Source organism: Clostridium sp. SM-530-WT-3G (assembly GCF_012843905.1).
Taxonomy (GTDB): domain Bacteria; phylum Bacillota; class Clostridia; order Clostridiales; family Clostridiaceae; genus Clostridium.
Genome location: NZ_JABAGC010000006.1, coordinates 87,066 through 111,047 on the forward strand (window position 1 = coordinate 87,066; position 23,982 = coordinate 111,047).

Consider the following 23,982-nt stretch of genomic DNA (forward strand, 5'->3'; position numbering starts at 1 on the left):
AGTATGATAATTATTTTTTGAATTATCATACTCTTTGCTTTTATATTAATCTTAGAATTCAGATGTTCCTGGAGTTCTTGGGAATGGTATTACATCTCTGATATTAGTCATACCAGTAATGTACATTATTAATCTTTCAAATCCTAATCCAAATCCAGCGTGTTTAGTTTCTCCGTATTTTCTAAGTTCTAAGTACCACCAGTAATCTTCTTTAGCAAGACCTAATTCAGCCATTCTAGCTTCTAAAACGTCAAGTCTTTCTTCTCTTTGGCTTCCACCAATGATTTCACCGATTCCTGGCACTAAAAGATCTGTTGCAGCAACAGTCTTGTTATCATCATTTAATCTCATATAGAATGCTTTAATTTCCTTTGGATAATCAGTTACAAATAAAGGTTTCTTAAAGTGCTCTTCTGTAAGATATCTTTCGTGTTCTGTTTGTAAGTCAATTCCCCATGATACTGGGTAATCGAATTTTTTACCACAGTTTTGTAATATTTCAACTGCTTCAGTATAAGTAACTCTAGCAAAGTCAGAGTTAACTACGTGATTTAATCTATCTAATAATCCCTTATCTATGAATGAGTTAAAGAATTGTAATTCTTCTGGACATTCATCCATTACATACTTGATTACATATTTAAGCATTGCTTCTGCAAGTTCCATATCATCTTCTAAATCTGCGAATGCTATTTCAGGTTCTATCATCCAGAATTCAGCTGCGTGTCTAGTAGTATTAGAATTTTCAGCTCTGAATGTTGGACCAAATGTATAGATATTTCTGAAAGCTAATGCGAAACATTCTGCATTTAATTGTCCTGAAACAGTAAGGTTAGTTTCTTTTCCAAAGAAATCTTTGCTGAAATCCACATTTCCGTCTTCTGTTAATTCAGGTGATTTTGGGTCTAAAGTTGTTACTCTGAACATTTCACCTGCACCTTCACAGTCACTTCCTGTTATTATTGGTGTGTTTGTATATACAAAGTTTTGATCTTGGAAGAACTTATGTATTGCATATGCCGCTACTGAACGTACTCTAAATGTAGCTGAGAATGCATTACTTCTAGGTCTTAAATGAGCTATTGTTCTTAAATATTCAAATGTATGTCTTTTCTTTTGTAATGGGTAATCAGAGTTTGACATACCTTCAATTACTACTTCTTTTGCTTGAATTTCGAATGGTTGCTTAGCATTTGGTGTAGCTACTAAAGTACCAATTACCTTTAATGATGAACTTATAGGTAATTTTGAAATTTCCTTAAAATTATCTAATTTGTCATCAAAAACTACTTGGATATTTTTAAAGAAAGAACCATCGTTAATTTCTATAAATCCAAAAGCATTAGAAGCTCTTAATGTTCTAATCCATCCTGAGATTGTTATTTCCTTTGATAAGAAATCGTCAGTATTTCTATAAAGGCTTCTTATTAAAGTTGATTTTGCCATAATACATGACCTCCATTTTTATAATTAATCTTGTTTTATAATATAAAGATGTAAAAAATTTTTCATAATTAATTTATATTATTATGAAAATATTACTAATACTTCGAGTAAAACATAGCTGTCGTAGTTAAAATCTGCTTGTAATCGTACATGTATACTATTAAGGTTAATGCTAAATAGATTTTACAATACTTTCTTGTTGAATGCAAATTAGCTATGTACACACAATGTGAAGAGTAAATACATTCTATGTATATGGTTTATTTATATAAATAAAAATATTATTCTATACCAGTTTTAAAGGTTTCTATAAGCATAGATGGAAATTCAAGCATAGTCATATCCTTAACTATCTTTTTAACATCATATTCAACTTCTTTTATTTCAACTTTGATACCTGAATCTTCAGTAACATCTAATATACAATATGTACTATTTGGTCTTCCTATTTTTGGTTTTCCGACGCTTCCACAATTTATATATAGTTTATTGTTAAAGTTTTTTGCTGAAGGTAGATGAGTATGGGCACATACAAGAACATCTTCGCTTAATTTTTCCATAATTTCAGCTGTATTTTCACCATTTTCTAAAAGATATTCATTAACTTTGTTTGGACTTCCGTGAACAAATAATATTTTTTTATTTGCTATATTTAAACTTATGCTATTTGGAAGATTTTTTAGATATAGTCTATTTTCTTCTCTTAATTCGTTTACTGTCCATGGTAATGAAAAGCTATTAAGCTGAGTTTCTCTTATATATGAATACTGGTTGTCTACAACAGAACTGTCATAGTTTCCTTTTATACATAATATATTTCTTCTTCTTATAGCTGCAACTACTTCATTTGGATGTGGACCATATCCAACTAAATCTCCAAGGCATATAATAGTATCTACTTTTTGGTCATCAATATGTTCTAAAATATTTCTTAATGCATATATGTTTGCGTGTATGTCTGATATTACTGCTATTTTCATAAGTATTCCTCCTAATTGACATGACATATAATATATTATATTATATCACCCATTCTCATTGGAGTAATGTTATTTTATACAGAAAAGATATATAATATAATGAAATGATATAAAAAACTAATGAAAGAAATAGAAGGAGGAATTGAAATGAAAGATGAAAGAGTACTTAAAGTAATTGAGAAAATGAAAGAAAATGATCTATCTCAGTTAATTGTTACATCTCCAGCTTCAATATATTATTTAACAGGAAAGTGGATATCAGCAGGAGAAAGAATGATAGCACTTTATATTAATACAAATAGAAATCATAAATTTGTAGTAAATAGATTATTTCCAATAGAAGAGGACTTAGGTGTAGATATAGTATGGTTTACAGATAGTGATGATGCTGTAGGAGTTTTAAGTAGTGTGTTAGAAAAAGGTAAAACTTTAGGGATAGATAAATTCTGGCCTGCACACTTCTTAATAAGACTTATGAATATGAATATAGTATCTGGATTTGTTAATTCTTCAGATATAATAGATGATTTGAGAATGATAAAAGATCATGAAGAAAAAGATTTAATGAGAAAATCATCTCAAATTAATGATAGAGTAATGAAGAGATTTTGGTCTGAAATTAAAGAAGGATACACTGAAAAAGAATGTGCTAGACTTTTAGCTGAAATATATGAAGACGAAGGAGCGCAAGGATTTTCGTTTGATCCTATAGTTGCTTTTGGAGATAATGGCGCAGATCCACATCATGAATGTGACAATACCAAGCTTAAAAAAGGTGATTGTATAGTTATAGATATTGGTGGATTATACAATCATTATTGTTCAGACATGACTAGAACTGTATTCTTTAAAGAAGAACCAGATGATTTCAAGAAAGAAATTTATGAAATTGTAAAAGAAGCTAATTTAAGAGGAATAGCTAAAGTTAAAGCAGGAGTTAAATTCTCAGAAATTGATGCAGCAGCAAGAGATTATATTACTGAAAAAGGATATGGAGAATACTTTACTCATAGAACAGGACATAGTATAGGAATAGAAGTACATGACAAAGGTGATGTAAGTTCCGTAAATAACGATACTGTTCAAGAAGGAATGATATTCTCAATTGAACCAGGAATATATTTAAGTGGAAAAATAGGAGTTAGAATTGAAGATTTAGTTTTAGTAACTAAAGATGGATGTGAAATATTAAATTCTGTTTCGAAAGAACTAACTGTTATTTAATTTTTGTAGATATTTAAATTAATAAAAATATAAATTTTACTAATAAATAAATTTAGATAGTAAATAATATGGATAGATGACTAGCTTTAGATAGTCATCTATCCATATTTAAAATATAATAATTATTTATTATTAGTCGTTAAGATATTTTTCTCCAACAATAACGACATCACCAGCACCAACAGTTAATAATAAATCTCCATCTGTAAGTTTTGATTTAACATATTCAACTGCTTCATCATGAGAGTGTACATTTGTACATTTAACACCAGTTTTTCTTATTGCATCACCTAATTCATCAGAAGAAACTAAACCAGTGTCTTTTTCACGAGCGGCATAAATATCCATTAGAATAAGTTCATCACAATTGCCAAAGCAATTTGCAAATTCATCAAATAATGATTTTGTTCTAGTGTAGGTATGAGGTTGGAATACGCAATATACTTTATTGTGTTCTATTTTTTGAGCTGTATTTAATGTAGCTTGTATTTCTGTTGGATGATGAGCATAGTCATCTATTACAGTAACTCCATTCTTTTCACCTTTATATTCGAATCTTTTGTGCGCACCTTTACATTTTTCTAATCCAGCAATTATAGCTTGAGAATCAATGTTAAATATTAAAGAAACACATACAGAAGCAAGGGCATTTAAAACATTATGCTTTCCAGGAACTTTTAATGAAAGACTAAATAATGTCTTGCCATCTTTTACTACATCAAAAGAAGCACATCCCATTTTGTTGAATTTAATATTTTTAGCTGTAACATCTACTCCATCGTTAAATCCATAGCTTATAGTGTTACATTCAGCTTTATCAAGTATTTTCTTTACTCTTTCATCATCACCACATCCAACTAGGTATCCATTGTTAGGAATAATTTTTGAGAATTTTTCAAAAGTGTCTGCAATATCATCTATATCTTTGTAACAATCTAAATGATCTGCATCTATATTTAATATTACTCCTACATATGGGAAGAACTTTAAAAATGAACGTTTATATTCACATGCTTCAGTTAAGAAATATTCGCTCTTACCTATTCTAAAGTTTCCGTCTATTATATCTAATTCTCCACCAACTAATATTGTTGGATCTAAGTCTGCAGCAAGAGTTACATGTGATAGCATAGATGTACATGTAGTTTTTCCATGAGTACCAGAAATAGCCACATTATATTTATGTCCTTTCATTATATGACCTAAAAATTCAGCTCTATCCATTAGTTGAATATTTTTTTCTTTTGCCTCCATTATTTCAGGGTTATCAGAAGGGATTGCAGCTGTATAAACTACTAAGTCTACATCTTTAATGTTATCTCTGCTATGGCCTATGTAAATTTCAGCACCTTCAGTTCTTAGTTTTTCAACAATTGGTGAGTTTTTAGAATCTGATCCTGATACTTTAAAACCACTGTTTAAAAGTACGGCAGCTAATCCGCTCATGCTAATACCACCGATGCCGATGAAATGAATTTTTTTATCTTTATCTTTTATAAAATCAAAAGACATGAAATCAACTCCTTTTATTGATTTTGGAATATTATTTGTATATTAGGATTAAAAAAGAGTTTATTAAATAGATAAGGAAAATTCCTGATTATCTATAATGAATAAACTTTTATGAAAAGACAACATACTATAATAATATTAATAAATATATGAATTATGTTCACATTATTAAATCAGAAATACCTAAATTATTTAGAAAAACAAATTTTTAATTTTACACTTTAACTATAATTATATACATTTTTTTTAGAATCAACCATATAAAAAAATAAATATGCAATTAAAATAGAAAATATACTCTATACAATTGATTTGGACAATTATATATAATATAATTTTATGACTAAAAGCATTGATATTGGTTTAAAATTAGAATAAAATATGAATATTAAAGGGATTTAATAAAATAAAATTCGTGTAGGTGATTTGAGTGGAAAAGTTTACGAGAAATAAAAGAGTGGTGGCTATAACTAAAATTTTATTAGAAAATCCAAATAAAATATTCGGATTAAATAGATTCTCTGAGTTGTTAAATGCAGCAAAATCAACAATTAGTGAAGATATAGTTGTAGTAAGAGAAGTTTTAGAAAGATTAGAGATGGGGAAAATTGAAACTATTGCTGGAGTAGCAGGTGGGATAAAATATATTTCAGGCAATGGTGATGAAAGTAATAGAGCTTTTGCGTTAGAATTATGTAGGTTATTAGAGGATGATGGAAGAGTCATACCAGGCAACATAATATACATGACAGATTTGATATATAATCCTACTATAATAAGTAAGGCTGGAGTTATGCTTTCTTCATGTTTTCAAGGAACAGATTTAGATTATGTAATAACTGTTGAAACTAAAGGTATCCCATTAGCTTATGAAGTAGCTAGAAACTTAGGAGTACAGCTCGTTATTGCTAGACGTGATAGTCAAGTGACAGAGGGACCTACTGTTACTATTAATTATGTTTCAGGAAGTAACGGAAGACTTCAACAAATGTCTTTATCTAAAAAGTCAATGAAGAATAATAGCAAATGTATTTTCATTGATGACTTTATGAAAGGCGGAGGAACTGCTGTAGGAATAAAGGATTTATTAAAGGAATTTGATAGTGAATTAGTTGGAATTGGAGTACTAGTTGACAATAAGAAGAGTGAAAAGAAATTAGTAGATGAGTATGTATCTATTGTTGAATTAGAAGAAGTAGATAAATCTTCTATAATAGGAATAAAACCTTCAAAATTATTTGAATAAATAAATTATTTATATGATTAAACCTGTTTCTAGTGGGATTATATAAATTTATATAAATTAATTATTTAATATTTTTATTTAAATTCAAAGGAATTTACAAATATATGGAGAATTTATATAATATTAAATATTTTATAAGCAACTGGGAAGGGGTGGATATGATGCAAATTACAGATGTAAGAATTAGAAAAATCGCATCAGAAGGAAAAATGAAAGGAATAGTTTCTGTTACATTTGATAATGAATTTGTTGTTCATGATATCAAGGTTATAGAAGGTCAAATGGGGTTATTTATTGCTATGCCTAGTAGAAAAACACCAGATGGTGAATTTAAAGATATAGCACACCCAATTAATACTGAAGCAAGAGAAAAAATTCAAACAGCTATTTTAGATGCTTACAAAAAAGCAGTAGAAGAAACAGAAGACGAAAATAATTAGAATTATAAATAAGAGGGAGTCAAAGCTTCCTCTTATTTTTGTGTATAGTATTATTCATACATTAATAATGTTTATGCATATGAAATATATATGGGCATTAATTTCATATAGCTTGAAATAAAAAGTTCTTTCAAATATAATTAATTAGGATGAATAATAGACATAAATTTTATAGGGAATAATCGTTTTAATGTATTATAAATGAGGTGTTGTAAATGTATAAATGCGCATTAGTTTTAGCAGCAGGACAAGGAAAAAGAATAAAATCAGATTTACCTAAAGTATTACATAAAGTATGTGGAAAAGAAATGGTAAACCATGTTATAGATTCAATTAGAAAATCTGGAATCAATGATGTGGATGTAATTGTTGGTAAAGGTGCTGAACTTGTAAAGGAAAGAACAAGTGATAGAAATGTATCATATTCTTTACAAGAAGAACAATTAGGAACTGGTCATGCAGTAAAATGTGCAGAAGATTTCTTAAAAGGAAAGAAAGGTGTTGTAGCAGTATTTGCAGGAGATACACCATTAATAAAGCAATCAACAATCGAAAGATTATTTAATGAACATATAGAAAATAAAAATGCAGCAACTATCTTAACTTCAATGGTTGAAGATCCAACTGGATATGGAAGAATAGTTAGGGATTCTAACAATGAAGTTTTAAAAATAGTAGAACATAAAGATTGTAATGAAGAAGAATTAAAAATTCAAGAAATGAATACTGCAATATATTGCTTTGACATAGAATTATTAGTGAGCTCATTAGGTAAGATTAATAATAACAATAATCAAGGTGAATACTACCTTACAGATGTTATAGAAATATTAAAGTCTGAAGAAAAGAAGATAGGAGCAGTTGTTACTGAATTTGAAGAAACAATAGGAGTTAATTCAAGAGTTCAATTAGCAGAAGCTGAAGAAATATTAAAAAATAGAATTAACCTTATGCACATGGAAAATGGAGTTACACTAATTGACCCTAAGACAACATATATAGGAATAGATGTTGAAATAGGAAAAGATACTATTATATATCCAAACAATATACTTGAGGGAAATACAAAGATAGGAAGCAATTGTGTCTTATATCAAAATTCTAGAATAGCTGATAGTGTTGTAGGAAATGAAGTTGACATCCAATCTTCTGTTATATTAAATAGTAATATTGGTGATAATACGACTGTTGGGCCTTTTGCATATATAAGACCTGAAACAACAATAGGAAAACATGCTAGAATAGGAGATTTCGTAGAAATTAAAAAATCAACAATTGGTGATGGAACTAAAGTATCTCACTTAACATATATAGGAGACGCAGAAGTTGGTTCAGAATGTAATTTTGGATGCGGTACAGTAGTTGTTAATTATGATGGAAAAGAAAAGCATAAAACAATAATTGGAAATCATAGTTTCATAGGCTGTAATACAAATCTAGTTTCTCCTGTAAAAGTAGAAGATAATACTTATATAGCAGCTGGTTCTACAATAACTTCAGAAGTAAAAGAAGGGGAACTTGCTATAGCAAGAGCTAAACAAAAAAATATTAGTGGATGGGTAGAAAAAAAAGGCTTAAAGAAATAAAGTTTTAAATTTTCTAAATTATAAGGAGGTCTTCTAAACAATGATAACTCATAGAAGAAATATAAAAGTTTTTACTGGAAATTCACACTGTGAATTAGCTCAAAATATTGCAGATATATTAGGAGTACCATTAGGTAAATCTAAGGTTTCCACTTTTAGTGATGGAGAAATATCAGTGGATATAAATGAAACTGTAAGAGGAAATGATGTATTTATAGTTCAATCTACTTGTGCTCCAGTAAATAATAATTTAATGGAATTATTAATAATGATAGATGCATTTAAGAGAGCATCAGCAGGAAGAATTACAGCTGTTATACCATACTATGGATATGCTAGACAGGATAGAAAAGCTAAATCTAGAGATCCTATAACAGCAAAGCTTGTTGCAGATATTTTAACTGCTGCTGGTGCAAACAGAGTATTAACAATGGATTTACATGCAGCTCAAATACAAGGATATTTTAATATTCCAGTTGATCATTTATTAGGAGGACCTATACTTGCTGAACATTTCATAAAGATGGGACTTGAAGATAAGGATGATGTTGTAGTTGTATCTCCTGATTTAGGAAGTGTTACAAGATCGAGAAAATTTGCCGATAATCTACATGCACCAATAGCAATCATAGATAAAAGAAGACCTAAAGCAAATGTTTCAGAAATAATGAATATAATTGGTGATGTTGAAGGAAAAAGATGTATCTTAATAGATGATATGATTGATACAGCAGGTACTATAACTAATGCGGCAAATGCATTAAAGGATTTAGGAGCTAAAAATGTTTATGCATGCTGTACACATGGTGTATTATCTGGCCCTGCAATAGATAGAATTAATAGTTCAGCAATTGAAGAATTAGTAATGCTTAATACAATACCATTAAGAGAAGATATGGACACAACTAAGATTACTTCAATTTCTGTTGCACCTTTATTTGCAGAAGCAATAAAGAGAATATATGATGACCAGCCAATAAGTAAATTATTTGAATATCAAAAGTAATTTATTATATAGAATAGAACTCCCTTTGTGGTTATGGTATAGCCGTAGAGGGAGTTTTAAGATTATAATTAATAATATGTGGAGGGAGTATTTACATTATGGAAGGATTTACAGCAAAAGTATTAATTGTTGATGATGATGAAAATATTAGTGAAGTTATAAATATGTATTTAAAAAGCTCAGGATATAATGCGAAAATTGCAACTAATGGAAAAGAGGCACAAACAGTATATATGGAATATGATCCAGATTTGATTTTATTAGATGTTATGATTCCTGTAATAGATGGAATTGATTTATTAAAGTGGATAAGAAAGCAGGGGGAAAAATCTGTAATAATGCTTACTGCTAAGGGCGATACTTTTGATAAAGTGTTAGCATTAGAATTAGGTGCAGATGATTATATAGTTAAACCTTTTGAACCTAAGGAACTTTTAGCAAGGGTAAAGGCAGTTCTTAGAAGATACTCTATAGAAAGTACTAAGAGTGAAGTTATTAAACTAAGTAATTTAATTATAGATTCTACATCTTATAAAGTAGTTTATAGGAATGAAGATATAAAAATGCCTCCTAAGGAATTTGAACTTCTTTATTATTTAGCAAGTAATAAGAATAAAGTTTTTACTAGAGAGCAGTTATTATGCGAAGTTTGGGGATATGATTATCCAGGTGATTCTAGAACTGTAGATGTACACATAAAAAGATTAAGAGAAAAATTAAGTAGTGGAGAAGAATGGCAGATAGAAACTGTATGGGGCGTAGGTTATAAATTTGAGGTTAAATGATGAGGAAAAGTCTTCTTTATAAATTAATAATAGTAAATGCTATTATATTAGGATTTGTTTTTATTTTTTTGGCATTGACTTTGTCGGTTTGGTTTAAGGGGAACTTCTTCGATAAAAAAAGAGTTCAACTTCAAAATACATCACAGTATATATCGAAAGCATTTATTTTAAATAAATATAAAAATAATTTTTCAAGAGAAGAATTACAGTCAGAGATTAATATAGCTAGCATATCGGTAGATTCACAGATTGCTATTATTAATTCAGACAATGAAGTATTGTATTTGTCATCTAATATTATAGGAAAAGATCTTAAAAAATTATTTTCAAATATATCAGATGAAAGTATGAATATACTTGAAAATGGTGAATGTATTGAATATATAAATGATTCATATACGCATATAGATGCAATTATGGATGGAGAAGATTTTTTAGGATATATAGTAATGATATCACCACTTTCTATAATAAATGGTCAGCTTCATAAGATATATATGATAATATGGATATCATCTATCTGTACAATTATATTTTCTATTTTTGTTATAGCATTGTTTACAAAAACTATGCTCATAAATCCTTTAGAAGATATAAACAGCGCAGCAAAAAAAATTGCAAATGGAGAGGTAGATAAAAGAGTTAGTATAAAATCAAAAGATGAAATAGGACAGCTTGCATCTTCTTTTAATAGTATGGCGGAGTCATTAGAAAAAGTAGAAAAGAATAGAAGAGATTTTATTTCTAATGTTTCACATGAGCTAAGATCTCCAATAACTTCTATAAAAGGGTTTATAGCAGCGATAATAGATGGAGTAATTCCTAAAGAGCAGGAAGGTTATTATTTAAAAAGAGTTTATAGTGAGATACAGAGATTAACTAGACTTATTAATGACTTACTTGATTTATCTGCAATAGAATCAGGAAAATTAAAATTTAATATAGAGAAAATAGATATTAACGAATTAATTAGAATATGCATTATAAATAATGAAGGAAAGATTAAAAAAAAGGGAATAATACTAAATGTTAATCTTATGAATGATAAATGTTATGTGAATACAGACCGAGATAAAACTATGCAGGTCATAACTAATCTTTTAGATAATGCAATCAAGTATTGTAAAAATAATGGAAACATAAAAATAGATACATACTCAAGAGGACATAAGATTCTTGTAGAAATTTTTAATGATGGTCCTCAACTAACAGATGAGGAACTTATTCATATATGGGATAGATTTTATAAATCTGATAAAGCTAGAACAAATAAAGTAAGTACAGGACTTGGTTTGCCAATAGTAAGAATGATTCTTATGCAGCAAGGAGAAGAAATATATGCAAAAAATGATGATGTTAAGGGAGTCTCATTTATTTTTACACTTACAAAGTATTCACTACATAATAAATTAGTAATGCTATCCAATAGGAAATAAATATTTTTATTTAAATATAGGAGGAAAAAGAGATGCATTTAATAGTAGGATTAGGAAATCCAGGAGCTCAGTATGAAAATACAAGACATAATATAGGATTTAAAGTTATAGATAATATTGCAAAAGAGTATAATATTGAAATAAATAGGCAAAAATTTAAAGGTGTATATGGTGAAGGATTTATAAATGGCGAAAAAGTAATTTTATTAAAACCTTCTACTTATATGAATCTTAGTGGTGAAAGTATAAGAGAAGTTGTTGATTTTTATAAATTAACTAATGAAGATGTTATAGTAATTTATGACGATATAAGTCTAGATGTAGGAAGATTAAGAATAAGAGAAAAAGGTAGTGCTGGTGGGCATAATGGGATTAAGAGTATAATTGCACATCTTGGCACAGATGTATTCCCAAGAATTAAAGTAGGGGTAGGACAACCTGATGTTGACTTAGTTAACTATGTATTAGGTAAATTTTCAGATAAGGAAATGGAAGTGTTATCTGAAAGTATAGATGCTTCAACAAAGGCTGTAGGGGAAATGATAAAAGACGATGTGAAAACAGCAATGAATAAATTTAATGGATTTAAATCAACTAAAAGTATTTAAGGATGGTGCATAAAATGAGATTAAAAGGGTTATTGGAGCCCTTGGAGGATAGTAGGGAATTTAATAGTATTTTAGAAAGTATAGAACAAAAGAGGTTTCCCATTGGAATATATGGGGCTTCTGAATCAGGGAGAGGGTATATAGTAGATGGAATTTTTGAGAATATAGATAAATCTATTGTAATTGTTACTCAAAGTGATGTAGAAGCTAAAAACTTCTATGAAGATTTGTTGTTATATACAAATGAAGTGTACTATTTTCCAGCTAAGGAAATGGTTTTCTATAATATAGATGCTATTTCAGGTGATTTGAGATGGGAAAGGTTAAAAGTAATAAATTCGATACTAAATAAAAAGAAAAAAATAGTAGTTACTTCTATTGATGCATTTTCAGCAAGGTATAGTCCACGTAAATTATTTCAAGATTATACTATGAAATTAAAAGAAAATGATGAAGTTAATTTTAATGAAATAACTAAAAAACTAGTCCAATCTGGATATGAAAGGGTTGAAATAGTAGAGGGAAAAGGTCAATTTTCATTAAGGGGAGGAATTCTTGATGTATTTCCAACATGTTCTTCTTATCCATATAGAATTGAGCTTTTTGGAGATGAAATAGAATCAATAAGAACTTTTAATGTTGAGTCTCAGAGAAGTATTGATAAAGTAAAAAAAATTGAGATATTTCCAGCAAAAGAAATAATTATTACACAAGAAAGCCTTGAAAATGGATGTAATGCATTAAAAGAAGATTTTTTAGCAATAGAAAATAGTAATACAGATAAAGAAAGAATTGAAAAGTTAAGAGCAATATTAAATAAAAATCTTGAAATGCTTGAAGAAACATCTTCTTTTGAAACTATAGATAGTTATCTTCCTTATTTCTGTGAAAAAACAGAAACTCTTTTTGATTATTTTAAGAATTACTTTTTTATTGTAGATAATTCTCAAAGATGTAAAGGTAAATTAGATTCTACTTATTTAGAGTTTGAACAGAATTTCACTGCATTTTCTGAGAGAGGTGATATTTTCCCAAAACAAGGACAGCTATTAATAGGAAAAGAAGAAGTTTTTGAATTATTTTCAGCTAGAGATATTGCTGTTCTAGAAACTCTTGAAAAGAATATAGAATGGCTTAAGCCATTTTCTAAAATTAATTTATCTGAAATAACTTTAAATAATTATCAAGGTCAGCTTGATTTATTGATAGAAGATATTAAAAATAAGAAGAATCAAGGCTATAAGACAGTTATTTTATCAGGAACTAGAGCTAGAGGAGAACGTTTAGTAGGTACCCTAAGAGATATGGGGATAGAAAGTTCATATAAGGATACTATAGATAGTATTCAATATGGAGAAGCTATTATAACATTTGGTAACCAGCTAAAGGGATTTGAGTATCCAGATTTTAAAGTATGTGTAATATCAGATAAAGAAGTTTTTGGTGAAGCTAAAAGAAAATTAAAAAAGAAAAAATCAAAGAGAAAAGGTGTAGCAAAAATTAAGAGTTTTGCTGAACTAAAACCTGGAGATTATGTAGTTCATGCAAATCATGGTATAGGTGTATATAAAGGTATTAAGCAAATTGAAGTCGGAGGGCATAAAAGAGATTATCTAGATATTGTGTATGATAAAGGAGATAAACTTTATGTTCCTGTAGATCAGCTTGATTTAATTCAGAAGTATATTGGAAGTGAAGGAAAATCACCTAAGATTAATAAATTAGGAAGTGCAGATTGGCAGAAGGCTAAAGCTAAGGTAAGAAAATCAATTAATGAAATTGCAGAAGATTTAGTTAAACTTTATGCTATGAGATCAACTGTTAAAGGCTATAAGTTCTCAAAAGATACTGAATGGCAGAAGCAGTTTGAGGAAGAATTCCCATTTGAAGAAACTCCAGACCAATTAACATCATTAGAGGAAATAAAAGCTGATATGCAATCTAATAAGCCTATGGATAGACTTTTATGTGGTGATGTTGGTTATGGAAAAACAGAAGTTGCTATAAGAGCAGCATTTAAAGCGGTTATGGATGGTAAGCAAGTAGCATTTCTTGTGCCAACTACTATTTTAGCAGAGCAGCATTATAAAAATATGGTGAAAAGATTCTCGGATTTTCCTATAAAAATAGATATGGTGAGTAGATTTAGAACTACTAAAGAACAAAAGGAAACTCTTCAAAAAGCCAAAGAAGGAAATATTGATATTTTAATTGGAACTCATAGACTTGTATCTAAAGACGTTCAATTTAAAGATTTAGGGCTTCTAATAGTGGATGAAGAACAGAGATTTGGAGTAAAACAAAAAGAAAAGATAAAAAATATAAAGAAAAACGTTGACGTATTAACTCTTAGTGCTACTCCAATACCAAGAACACTACATATGTCGCTTAGTGGTGTAAGAGATATATCTGTAATAGAAACTCCACCAGAAGAAAGATATCCTATTCAGACTTATGTTGTAGAACAAAATGATCAGCTTGTAAGAGATGCTATACTTAGGGAAATAGGCAGAGGTGGCCAAGTTTATTTTGTATATAATAGAGTTGAAAATATAGAAGCTATTGCTGAATATGTTCAAAATTTAGTTCCTGAATGTAAGGTTGGAATCATTCATGGACAGATGAATGAAAAGCAGCTTGAACAGGAAATGTTTGATTTCATGGAACAGAAATACAATGTGTTAGTATGTACAACTATTATAGAAACAGGTATGGATATACAAAATGTAAATACAATTATAGTTTCTGATGCTGATAAAATGGGATTATCACAACTTTATCAATTAAGAGGAAGAGTTGGAAGATCCAATAGAATTGCATATGCTTATCTTTTATATACTAAAGATAAAGTATTAACAGAGGTAGCTGAGAAGAGACTTAAGGCCTTAAAAGATTTTACTGAGTTAGGATCAGGTTTCAAAATAGCAATGAGGGACCTTGAAATAAGAGGTGCTGGAAATATGATGGGATCATCCCAGCATGGACATATGGCTGCTATAGGGTATGATTTGTATTGTAGAATGCTTGAAGATACAGTAAAACTTATAAAAGGTGAAATTACCAAGGAACCAATAGAAACAACAGTTGATCTTAAGGTAGATGCATATATTTCTGCTAATTATATACATGATGAAATTCAAAAAATTGAAGTATATAAGAAAATAGCTGCAATAGATAATGCAGAAGAATATAACGATATAAAAGAAGAACTAGAAGACAGATATTCATCAATACCAGATCCAGTACGTAATCTTATGGATATTGCATATATAAAGAGTCAGGCTAAATCCTTATTTATTGAAGAAATAAAAGAAAATCCTAAGGATATAGTATTTAAATTTGCAGATGGAGATAATGATTACAAAAAAATATTTAAGATTCTAATTAATAAATATAAAGATAGTGTGGTATTGAAATTTGGAACAAAACCATATTTTGCTTTTAAATTAAAGGATATGAAGAAAGAGGAAAAATTAGAGTTTCTAAAAGAAGTTTTTAATGACATAATATTGTAACAAAAATATGATATAACAGAATAAGTTGGAAATAGCATAAAAAATTGAATTATAAATTTAATATTGTTATACTAAGAATATAACTCTATAGTAATTTTTAGAAATAAGTGAGGGGAAAACTTTGAAAAAATTAAGAAAATTTATTGCTTCTATAGCTGTACTTTCGTTATCAGTTTCAGTTATGGGATGTAAAATGATAGAAAAAACACCAGAAGCAATACAAAAAACAGTATATGCTACTGTTGGGAATACTAAAATAACAAAAGCTGATTTTGACGAGGATTTTAATAGTTATTTAATGAATAATATTGGAATAAGTGTAGATCAACTAAAACAACAATATGGTGATGACTATGAAAATAATGCTAAAATAAAGGATAGAATCAAACAAATTAAGAAGCAATGTTTAGAAAATGAGATAAATGAACAACTTGCATTAGAACAAACAGAATTTCAAATTTCTGACGACGAAATAAATAAACAAGTTGAAGATAATATAAGTAAATTAAAAGAACAGTATGGAGATAATTTTGATCAAGTATTAGAACAAAATGGATTTACAGAAGATTCATTTAAAGCAGCTCAAGCTAAAGAACTTAAAGTTCAAGAAGTATATGATGATATAACTAAGGATATTGAAGTAACTGATGATGATGTAAAAGCATATTATGATGAAAATAAAGATTCGCAATACACACAATCAGCAGGAGCAAATGCTGCTCATATTTTAATAGCTGAAAAAGATGCTGATGGAAATATAGATTTTGATGCATCATTAGCAAAGGCTGAAGAAGTTAAGGCTAAATTAGATGCAGGTGAAGACTTTGCTAAATTAGCTTCTGAATATGGAACAGATGGAACTAAGGATAACGGTGGAGATTTAGGATTTGTTACATATGATCAAGCAAATTATGATAAAGATTTCTTAGAAGGATTTAAAAATTTAGGTGAAGGTCAAATTTCTGATCCAGTTAAGAGCCAATTTGGATATCATATAATAAAAGCTACTGGTCTTAAAGATGCAACAGTTATACCATTTGATCAAGTTAAGGATCAAATAAAAGTTCAATTATTACAACAAAAGCAGAGTCAGGCTATTCAAAATAAATTAAATGAATGGAAAGAAACTATAAAGGTTAAAACTTACGAAGATAGATTATAGTTTTATTAAAAAGAATTCCTTATTTTAAGGGGTTCTTTTTTTGTGAAAATACTTAAGTATAGCGTATAAAATTTAGTTATAAGTGTATAAAATTTCTAGAAATTCAAATAATAATAATGCAACTAATTAATAGAGTTTTAAAGGAGGGTTAAAAACCTATATGAAGGCAACAGGAATAGTTAGAAGAATTGATGATCTAGGAAGAGTAGTTATACCTAAGGAAATAAGAAGAACTTTAAGAATAAGAGAAGGAGATCCGTTAGAAATATTTACAGATAGAGATGGTGGGGTAATTTTAAAAAAATATTCTCCAATAGAAGAATTAACTGATTTTTCTAAGGAATATTGTGAAAGTTTGCAACAGGTAATCGGACATATTGTCTTAATATGTGATAAGGATGCTTTTGTATCAGTAAGCGGAGCAACTAAAAAAGAATATCTAGAAAGAAAAGTAAGCAGTGAATTAGAAAAGATAATGGATGGAAGAAAAACCGTATTGTTGAATAAATCTGATAATTCAGTAATACCTCTACATAACGATGATGAAGAAACATCATATAATAGTCAGGTTATTGCACCAATAATAGCAGAAGGTGATGAAATAGGTGCAGTAATTATTTTGTCTAAAGAAGATGTAGAACTAGGAGAAGTTGAAACAAAATTAGTTGAAACAGCTGCAGCTTTTTTAGGAAAACAGATGGAGCAATAAGATAAGTGATTTTATGTAAGCGTTGTAAAGAAAAATAAAATGATTTATATGAAATTAATAAGAGTCATTAATGCCTTTAAATTCACATAAAAATTAAGTAGTAACATATGTGAGTTTGGAGGCGTTTTATGAAAAAGCAATCTTTAATTAAGGGAAGCCTTATATTGGGTATAGCAGGAATATTAGCTAGATTTTTAGGATTATTTTTTAGGTGGCCTTTGATAATGCTTATAGGAGATGAAGGAGTAGGATATTATCAAATGTCATATCCTTTGTATATGTTTTTTATTGAAATAGCATCAGGACTGCCAGTTGCTATGTCAAAAATGATTTCTGAAAGGAACGCATTAAATGATATAGATGGCAGTTTTCAAGTAGTAAAAGAGTCAGCGTATTTAATGATAACTATAGGAATAGGCACAACTTTTGCATTATTCTTTTTTGCAAAGCCTATTATTTCATTTCTGAAATGGGATTCTAAAGCTTATTATTCATTAATAGGAATATCTTTTGCACCATTTATAATATCATTTACAACAATATTTAGAGGTTTCTTTCAAGGTTTTCAAAATATGACTCCTTCAGCTATATCTCAGATTCTTGAACAAATAGGAAGAGTAATATTTGGAGTAGGACTAGCCATAATATTACTTCCTAAAGGTATAGAATATTCTGCAGGAGGCGCAGCATTTGGAGCAACAGCAGGTGCAGTACTAGGAGGATCTTATTTATTTTCGCAATATAAAAAAACGAAGAAAAATTTTAAAATAAAAAAAATAAAGACTAATACTGAAGTATTAAGTTCTATACTAAAAATAGCAGTTCCAATATCTCTTGGAACAACAGTTGGCAGTATAATGAATTTAATAGATTCAATTTTAGTACCTCAAAAACTTTTACAGGCTGGATTAAATAATACACAGGCTACTATTTTGTATGCACAGTTAACAGGAAAAGCTGCAGTCATAACAAATATACCTTTAACTTTATCTATGGCTATATGTACATCATTAATTCCTATAATTGCTGAAAATTTTATATTGAATAAGAAAGCAGAACTTAAAAATAAAATAGATGCAGCAATGAAGATGGCAGCAGTAATAGCTTTGCCTTGCATGTTTGGATTATTCTTTTTATCAGGACCGATATTAAATTTAATTTTTCCAGGAAGATCGGAAGGTTCTGAAATATTAAAATATTTATCAATTTCGATTCCGTTTATTATTGTTACTCAAACAACAACTTCTATACTTCAGGGAACAGGGCATTATATAAAACCAGTAATTAATTTATTTATTGGATGTATAGTTAAAATTATTCTTACATCTATGCTGGTTTCTATTACTGAATTTAATATTTATGGAGCTGTTATAGCTAGTATAGGAGCCTATGTAACAGCTAGTATATTAAATATAATAACTCTTAGAATATGCATAAAGGTAACAATGAACTTTTATGAAATATTGATAAAACCTTGTTTTGCTGCAATTATTATGATGATAGTTGTGCTGTTAAGCTATAATAGTATATACAAGAATATAGGGAGTAATGGATTATCTTGCTTAATATCTATATTTTTAGGTATGATAATGTATATAATATTGATACTTGCTTTTAAAGTATTTGAAGTTAATGAAATAAAAAATAGATTTAATAGAAAGAGATAAAGGAGAGATAACCCAATGATTAAAATACTTGGATTAGGACCTGGAGCAGAAGAAGCACTAACTATAGGAACAATTAAAGAACTTAAAAATTGTAAAAATGTTTTTTTAAGAACTGAAAAACATCCTACAGTAGATTATCTTAAAGAACAAGATATTAAGTTTGAAACATATGATAATATTTATGATACAATGGAAAGCTTTGATGAGGTATATTTAAATATAGCTGATGACTTAGTGAAAAAGCATGAGGAATTAGGGGATGTAGTATATGCAGTTCCAGGTCATCCATTAGTAGCTGAAAAATCAGTTTTTAATTTAGTGGAAGCATGCAAAAAGAATAATATTAAATATAAAGTAATTCCTGCTGTAAGTTTTATAGATGCTATGATGGAAGCTCTTATGATTGACCCTATAGAAGGATTAAAAGTTATAGATGCTTTTGATATAAATAATCAGATATTAGATAAGAGAATAGGAACTGTAATAACACAGGTATATAATCCTCTTATTGCATCAGAAGTAAAATTAAAGCTTTTAGAACAATACAATGATGAGACAGAAATATATTATGTAAGAGCAGCTGGAATAAAGGGTCAAGAAAGTATAAGAAAAATACCTTTATTTGAATTAGATATGCAGGAAGATATAGATTATTTAACTTCTGTATATATTCCAAAGGATTTAAATAATAAAAAGGATTTTAATGATTTATTACAAATTATTGAAGTTCTTAGAGGGGAAAACGGCTGCCCTTGGGACAGAGAACAAACTCACAAATCTTTAGAAAAAGCATTAATAGAAGAAAGCTATGAAGTTGTAGATGCAATTGAAAAAGATGATGATGATGCCATTATTGAAGAGCTTGGTGATGTGCTTTTACAAGTTGTATTCCATGCATCAATAGGAAAAGAAGATGGATATTTTGATATTGGAGATATAATAAGTGGAATATGTAATAAAATGATAAATAGACATCCACATGTATTTGGAAATTTAAATGGAGTAAATTCTTCAGAAGATGTACTTGAAAAGTGGGATGAATTTAAAAAAGACGAAAAAGGATTTAATAATCTTACAGAAGAAATGGAGGCAATTGCGAAATCTTTTCCTGCTTTATTAAGAGCACATAAAGTTCAAAGTAAAGCTGGAAAAGTAGGGTTTGATTTTGAAAGCATAAATTCTGCTATAGATAAGGTAAATGAAGAACTTAAAGAAATAATGGATGTATATAATACAGAAAATATGGATAAAATAAAAGATGAGGTTGGCGATTTATTATTTTCATGTGTAAATGTTGCTAGAATATTGAAAATTGATGAGGAATCAGCATTAAATTCTACAATAGACAAGTTTATAAAGAGATTTGCCTATATCGAATTAAAGGCACAAGAAAAAGGTATGAGCTTAGAAGAAATTTCGCTAGAAGAAATGAATAAACTTTGGGAAGAATCAAAAAACTAAATCAATAATAAAGGATTTTTTTAGTTTATGAAGAATAATATTTTATAAAGAACTATGTTGTAAAACTTTATTGCATGATTTGGTTATCTATAGTAAAAGAAAGAGATTGCTATAGACGGCTAGCTAAAGAGGTTATATAATAAAGGAGTGCAATTTAGTACATATATGAAAACAGTTAGAAGAATATGTAACTGGATTTTAAGGAGGATGTTATTGTGAATAAAGCAGAATTAATAACTAGTATGTCAGAAAAAAGTAAGTTAACAAAGAAAGATGCAGAATTAGCATTAAAATCTTTCATTGAAAGTGTTGAAGAAGCATTAGAAAACGGTGAAAAAGTTCAATTAGTTGGATTCGGAACTTTCGAAACTAGAGAAAGAGCTGCAAGAGAAGGAAGAAACCCAAGAACTAAAGAAGTTATCCAAATTCCTGCAACAACTGTTCCAGTATTCAAAGCAGGTAAAGAATTCAAAGATAAAGTTAACAAATAATATTAGTTAACAGCGAAATTATAGATAATGAAACGAGCAGTATTAAGATAATTACCTATAGTGTTTGCTCGTTAAGAACCCGAGGATTACTCGGGTTCTTCTAATAAAAGGAGTTAGTATGAGATTAGATAAGTATTTAAAAGTATCTAGAATAATAAAAAGAAGAACTGTAGCAAAAGAAGTATGTGAAAGTGGCAGAATATTAATTAATGATAAAGTAGCTAAACCTTCAACTAAAATAAAAGAAGGTGATATTATTCAAATTACTTTTGCAAATAGAATATTAAAAGCCAAAATAGTTAACATTGCAGAGCATGTGAGAAAAGAAGATGCCAAAGAAATGTACATAATCCTTGAAGGTGAAGAAGATAAAGAGTAGTTGAGAAAAAGAAACTACTCTTTATTTTTTTATCATCATAGCTATCCATATAGTTACTCATTCTAAAACAAAAATATAAACATATATATTTAAATATGAAAAATAATTTGGAGGGAATATCTCATGGAAAAGCGTGAAGAAATTAAGATGGAAGATTCAAAATCAAATTTATTATTAGAAAATAGAAAAAAATTGACATTAAGTGGTGTTGTTGAAGTTATGAGCTTTGATGAAGAAAAAATAGAATTATCAACAAAGCTTGGCAACTTAACTATTAAGGGTTCAGATTTAAAAATGAATAAGTTAGATGTACAAAATGGAGATGTAATAATAGCAGGAAGTATTGCCTCTATGGTTTATAATGGCAAGAACATAAAAAAGAACAATGAAAGCTTATTAAGTAAATTATTCAAGTAGGTTATTAATATGCTTTTAGAGATTAATATGCAATTTAATATAGTTATTTATAGTATAATAGCAGGAATTATAACAGGAATATTATTTGATATTTACAGAATAATACGTGATTTAAATTCAAAAAGAGTAGTAGCTATGATAGAAGATATATTATTTTGGATTCTTGCTGGGATGATTATATTCACCTTCTTGCTATATACTAACTATGCTTTTTTAACTCCGTATGTATACATCTTTATTATTATTTCACTTTTATTCTATTTTAAATTTATAAGCCAATATTTTTATAATGCAGAAAAAATTATAGTAAACGGTATATGTAGGATTATAAGGGTTACTATAAAAAACTTATTATACCCACTAAAGTTCATTTTATATAAAGTTACAGATAGGAAGAAATGATAAAAAAACTACTTGAATATTAGCAATATAGTGTTTACAATATACTTAAGAGAATTTGTAAAATAGAGGTTCTATAGATGAAAAAGAAAATACTAATAAAAAAATTGGTAATCATAGGATTTGCTATATTTTTTGTTTGTAGTTATGTAAGACAATTTATGACAATGAACAGAATTAAAGAAGAGATTTCTAGTAAGCAAACACAATTAGAAGAAATTAAGCAAAAGAATGAACGACTTCAAGATGAGGTCGATAAGATCAATTCTGGCTCAGACGATTACCTTGAAAAATTAGCAAGAGAAAGACTTGGTATGATTAAACCAGGTGAGAAGGTTGTTAATAGTGATGATAAAGGAACAGGCTCTAATTAACTTTTATTTTATGGATGAACCTAAAAACTTTTGAATAATATAATAAGAATTAAAGAATAATTAAATGTGTATTTAAAAAAGAATAATTTAAATTTTATTCTTTTAATAATATATTTTTAAATTTAAGGAGGAATCTTTTAAACATGACCTTAATGGCAGGAAACATAGTAGAAGGCACAGTGGTAAATATCACAAATTTTGGAGCTTTTATCGAGGTAGAAGGCAAGACTGGATTAGTTCACATTTCAGAAGTTGCAGATTCTTACGTAAAAGATATTAGAGAACACCTTAGTGAACAAGATAAAGTTAAAGTAAAAGTTATATCAATTGATGATAATGGTAAAATTAGTCTTTCAATTAAGCAAGCAAATGTTCAAAAAAAATCAGCTAAACCAGCAGAAATTGATTGGAAAGCATCTGAAAAAAAGAAACCAGCAGGAAATTTTGAAGATATAATGTCTAAATTCCTAAAGGATAGTGAAGAAAGAATGCAAGATGTTAAGAAGCATCAAGAATTCAAGAGTAAAGGTGGAAAGAAGGGTTATTAATATCCTTTATACCACATAATTATAGATATTATTATTTAGTATAAGATGTAGGATAAAATGCAGTAAAATAGGGCTTTATTCTACATCAATTACATTAATAAATATAGATATAAAGCAGAATTTAATATAATTTATAAAAAAATATAAAAAATTTGTTGACATAGTATAAATTATACTTTATAATTAGTTTTGTTGTTGACGAGATATTCGTTAAGGTGATAAGCCGAAGTGGCGGAACTGGCAGACGCACAGGACTTAAAATCCTGCGGTGGTTAAACACCGTACCGGTTCGATTCCGGTCTTCGGCACCAAAATTATATATGGTAATGGTTTATCGCGGGGTGGAGCAGTCGGTAGCTCGTCGGGCTCATAACCCGAAGGTCGTAGGTTCAAGTCCTGCCCCCGCAACCAATTAATATGGCGGAATAGCTCAGCTGGCTAGAGCACTCGGTTCATACCCGAGGTGTCGTAGGTTCAAGTCCTATTTCCGCTACCAATATGTGCCGAAGTGGCGGAACTGGCAGACGCACAGGACTTAAAATCCTGCGGTGGTTAAACACCGTACCGGTTCGATTCCGGTCTTCGGCACCA

22 protein-coding genes and 4 tRNA genes are annotated in these 23,982 nt (G+C 28.7%); 23 read left to right on the top strand and 3 right to left on the bottom strand.

The window, feature by feature from the left end:
• Positions 1-51 precede the first annotated feature (51 nt).
• Positions 52-1,446, bottom strand: coding sequence for an asparagine--tRNA ligase (asnS, locus tag HF850_RS04245; protein ID WP_169104236.1), 1,395 nt, complete (start codon positions 1,444-1,446; stop codon positions 52-54).
• Between the two features lie 281 nt (positions 1,447-1,727).
• Entirely contained in the window at positions 1,728-2,426 is a 699-nt protein-coding gene (locus HF850_RS04250; RefSeq protein WP_169104237.1) for a metallophosphoesterase family protein, read from the bottom strand.
• A 147-nt stretch (positions 2,427-2,573) separates the two neighbouring features.
• Here HF850_RS04250 and HF850_RS04255 point away from each other — a divergent pair, with 147 nt between their 5' ends.
• On the top strand, positions 2,574-3,650 hold the full coding sequence (locus HF850_RS04255; protein WP_169104238.1) for a Xaa-Pro peptidase family protein: 1,077 nt from the start codon (positions 2,574-2,576) through the stop codon (positions 3,648-3,650).
• Positions 3,651-3,782: 132 nt separating this feature from the next.
• Here HF850_RS04255 and murC read toward each other — a convergent pair whose 3' ends face one another.
• Positions 3,783-5,162 carry a UDP-N-acetylmuramate--L-alanine ligase gene (gene murC, locus HF850_RS04260; protein WP_169104239.1) on the bottom strand — a complete coding sequence of 460 codons (1,380 nt, stop codon included), beginning with the start codon at positions 5,160-5,162 and terminating at the stop codon, positions 3,783-3,785.
• Positions 5,163-5,592: 430 nt separating this feature from the next.
• Between murC and purR the strand changes: the two genes are divergently transcribed.
• The 22 genes from purR to HF850_RS04370 all read left to right on the top strand — a co-directional run bounded on the left by purR (position 5,593) and on the right by HF850_RS04370 (position 23,982).
• On the top strand, positions 5,593-6,408 hold the full coding sequence (gene purR / locus HF850_RS04265) for a pur operon repressor (protein WP_169104240.1): 816 nt from the start codon (positions 5,593-5,595) through the stop codon (positions 6,406-6,408).
• A 161-nt stretch (positions 6,409-6,569) separates the two neighbouring features.
• Positions 6,570-6,848 (top strand): septation regulator SpoVG, encoded by a 279-nt coding sequence (gene spoVG / locus HF850_RS04270; protein ID WP_169104260.1) that lies wholly within the window; start codon positions 6,570-6,572, stop codon positions 6,846-6,848.
• Positions 6,849-7,063: 215 nt separating this feature from the next.
• Positions 7,064-8,434: a bifunctional UDP-N-acetylglucosamine diphosphorylase/glucosamine-1-phosphate N-acetyltransferase GlmU gene (gene glmU, locus HF850_RS04275; RefSeq protein WP_169104241.1), complete on the top strand. Its 1,371-nt coding sequence runs from the start codon at positions 7,064-7,066 to the stop codon at positions 8,432-8,434.
• Between the two features lie 40 nt (positions 8,435-8,474).
• Positions 8,475-9,440: a ribose-phosphate diphosphokinase gene (locus tag HF850_RS04280; RefSeq protein ID WP_169104242.1), complete on the top strand. Its 966-nt coding sequence runs from the start codon at positions 8,475-8,477 to the stop codon at positions 9,438-9,440.
• Between the two features lie 98 nt (positions 9,441-9,538).
• Positions 9,539-10,225, top strand: coding sequence for a response regulator transcription factor (locus HF850_RS04285; protein WP_169104243.1), 687 nt, complete (start codon positions 9,539-9,541; stop codon positions 10,223-10,225).
• The gene (locus HF850_RS04290; RefSeq protein ID WP_169104244.1) at positions 10,222-11,661 is read left to right on the top strand and encodes a HAMP domain-containing sensor histidine kinase; all 1,440 of its coding nucleotides are present in this window, start codon (positions 10,222-10,224) and stop codon (positions 11,659-11,661) included. The genes HF850_RS04285 and HF850_RS04290 overlap by 4 nt, the downstream gene beginning before the upstream one ends.
• A gap of 32 nt (positions 11,662-11,693) precedes the next feature.
• The gene (gene pth, locus HF850_RS04295) at positions 11,694-12,269 is read left to right on the top strand and encodes an aminoacyl-tRNA hydrolase (RefSeq protein WP_169104245.1); all 576 of its coding nucleotides are present in this window, start codon (positions 11,694-11,696) and stop codon (positions 12,267-12,269) included.
• Positions 12,270-12,283: 14 nt separating this feature from the next.
• Positions 12,284-15,784 carry a transcription-repair coupling factor gene (gene mfd / locus HF850_RS04300; RefSeq protein WP_169104246.1) on the top strand — a complete coding sequence of 1,167 codons (3,501 nt, stop codon included), beginning with the start codon at positions 12,284-12,286 and terminating at the stop codon, positions 15,782-15,784.
• A 121-nt stretch (positions 15,785-15,905) separates the two neighbouring features.
• Positions 15,906-16,946, top strand: a complete 1,041-nt coding sequence (locus HF850_RS04305; RefSeq protein WP_169104247.1) for a peptidylprolyl isomerase — start codon at positions 15,906-15,908, stop codon at positions 16,944-16,946.
• A 160-nt stretch (positions 16,947-17,106) separates the two neighbouring features.
• Positions 17,107-17,655 carry a stage V sporulation protein T gene (gene spoVT / locus HF850_RS04310; protein WP_169104248.1) on the top strand — a complete coding sequence of 183 codons (549 nt, stop codon included), beginning with the start codon at positions 17,107-17,109 and terminating at the stop codon, positions 17,653-17,655.
• 128 nt (positions 17,656-17,783) lie between these two features.
• Positions 17,784-19,322 carry a polysaccharide biosynthesis protein gene (locus HF850_RS04315; protein WP_169104249.1) on the top strand — a complete coding sequence of 513 codons (1,539 nt, stop codon included), beginning with the start codon at positions 17,784-17,786 and terminating at the stop codon, positions 19,320-19,322.
• Positions 19,323-19,337: 15 nt separating this feature from the next.
• Positions 19,338-20,783 (top strand): nucleoside triphosphate pyrophosphohydrolase, encoded by a 1,446-nt coding sequence (gene mazG / locus HF850_RS04320; RefSeq protein WP_169104250.1) that lies wholly within the window; start codon positions 19,338-19,340, stop codon positions 20,781-20,783.
• Positions 20,784-20,998: 215 nt separating this feature from the next.
• Positions 20,999-21,274, top strand: a complete 276-nt coding sequence (locus HF850_RS04325) for an HU family DNA-binding protein (protein WP_169104251.1) — start codon at positions 20,999-21,001, stop codon at positions 21,272-21,274.
• 118 nt (positions 21,275-21,392) lie between these two features.
• Positions 21,393-21,653: an RNA-binding S4 domain-containing protein gene (locus tag HF850_RS04330; RefSeq protein WP_169104252.1), complete on the top strand. Its 261-nt coding sequence runs from the start codon at positions 21,393-21,395 to the stop codon at positions 21,651-21,653.
• A gap of 123 nt (positions 21,654-21,776) precedes the next feature.
• Positions 21,777-22,070 carry a sporulation protein YabP gene (yabP, locus tag HF850_RS04335; protein ID WP_169104253.1) on the top strand — a complete coding sequence of 98 codons (294 nt, stop codon included), beginning with the start codon at positions 21,777-21,779 and terminating at the stop codon, positions 22,068-22,070.
• A 9-nt stretch (positions 22,071-22,079) separates the two neighbouring features.
• Positions 22,080-22,472, top strand: coding sequence for a spore cortex biosynthesis protein YabQ (yabQ, locus tag HF850_RS04340; RefSeq protein ID WP_169104254.1), 393 nt, complete (start codon positions 22,080-22,082; stop codon positions 22,470-22,472).
• 77 nt (positions 22,473-22,549) lie between these two features.
• Positions 22,550-22,843 (top strand): septum formation initiator family protein, encoded by a 294-nt coding sequence (locus tag HF850_RS04345; RefSeq protein WP_169104255.1) that lies wholly within the window; start codon positions 22,550-22,552, stop codon positions 22,841-22,843.
• Positions 22,844-22,986: 143 nt separating this feature from the next.
• Positions 22,987-23,391 (top strand): S1 domain-containing RNA-binding protein, encoded by a 405-nt coding sequence (locus HF850_RS04350; RefSeq protein WP_169104256.1) that lies wholly within the window; start codon positions 22,987-22,989, stop codon positions 23,389-23,391.
• 222 nt (positions 23,392-23,613) lie between these two features.
• Positions 23,614-23,702, top strand: a tRNA-Leu gene (locus tag HF850_RS04355).
• Between the two features lie 24 nt (positions 23,703-23,726).
• A tRNA-Met gene (locus tag HF850_RS04360) sits at positions 23,727-23,802 on the top strand.
• 8 nt (positions 23,803-23,810) lie between these two features.
• Positions 23,811-23,887 (top strand) — tRNA-Met (locus HF850_RS04365).
• Positions 23,888-23,893: 6 nt separating this feature from the next.
• Positions 23,894-23,982: transfer RNA gene (locus HF850_RS04370), tRNA-Leu, on the top strand.

Bases quoted from the DNA above. Each gene is read 5' to 3' on its own strand.
- mfd (WP_169104246.1), top strand. From the start codon at position 12,284: ATGAGATTAAAAGGGTTATTGGAGCCCTTGGAGGATAGTAGGGAATTT.
- murC (WP_169104239.1), bottom strand. From the start codon at position 5,162: ATGTCTTTTGATTTTATAAAAGATAAAGATAAAAAAATTCATTTCATC.
- HF850_RS04250 (WP_169104237.1), bottom strand. From the start codon at position 2,426: ATGAAAATAGCAGTAATATCAGACATACACGCAAACATATATGCATTA.
- HF850_RS04285 (WP_169104243.1), top strand. From the start codon at position 9,539: ATGGAAGGATTTACAGCAAAAGTATTAATTGTTGATGATGATGAAAAT.
- HF850_RS04280 (WP_169104242.1), top strand. From the start codon at position 8,475: ATGATAACTCATAGAAGAAATATAAAAGTTTTTACTGGAAATTCACAC.
- spoVT (WP_169104248.1), top strand. From the start codon at position 17,107: ATGAAGGCAACAGGAATAGTTAGAAGAATTGATGATCTAGGAAGAGTA.
- asnS (WP_169104236.1), bottom strand. From the start codon at position 1,446: ATGGCAAAATCAACTTTAATAAGAAGCCTTTATAGAAATACTGACGAT.
- HF850_RS04255 (WP_169104238.1), top strand. From the start codon at position 2,574: ATGAAAGATGAAAGAGTACTTAAAGTAATTGAGAAAATGAAAGAAAAT.
- yabQ (WP_169104254.1), top strand. From the start codon at position 22,080: ATGCTTTTAGAGATTAATATGCAATTTAATATAGTTATTTATAGTATA.
- HF850_RS04350 (WP_169104256.1), top strand. From the start codon at position 22,987: ATGACCTTAATGGCAGGAAACATAGTAGAAGGCACAGTGGTAAATATC.
- HF850_RS04315 (WP_169104249.1), top strand. From the start codon at position 17,784: ATGAAAAAGCAATCTTTAATTAAGGGAAGCCTTATATTGGGTATAGCA.
- spoVG (WP_169104260.1), top strand. From the start codon at position 6,570: ATGCAAATTACAGATGTAAGAATTAGAAAAATCGCATCAGAAGGAAAA.
- HF850_RS04330 (WP_169104252.1), top strand. From the start codon at position 21,393: ATGAGATTAGATAAGTATTTAAAAGTATCTAGAATAATAAAAAGAAGA.
- HF850_RS04290 (WP_169104244.1), top strand. From the start codon at position 10,222: ATGATGAGGAAAAGTCTTCTTTATAAATTAATAATAGTAAATGCTATT.
- pth (WP_169104245.1), top strand. From the start codon at position 11,694: ATGCATTTAATAGTAGGATTAGGAAATCCAGGAGCTCAGTATGAAAAT.
- yabP (WP_169104253.1), top strand. From the start codon at position 21,777: ATGGAAAAGCGTGAAGAAATTAAGATGGAAGATTCAAAATCAAATTTA.
- glmU (WP_169104241.1), top strand. From the start codon at position 7,064: ATGTATAAATGCGCATTAGTTTTAGCAGCAGGACAAGGAAAAAGAATA.
- mazG (WP_169104250.1), top strand. From the start codon at position 19,338: ATGATTAAAATACTTGGATTAGGACCTGGAGCAGAAGAAGCACTAACT.
- HF850_RS04345 (WP_169104255.1), top strand. From the start codon at position 22,550: ATGAAAAAGAAAATACTAATAAAAAAATTGGTAATCATAGGATTTGCT.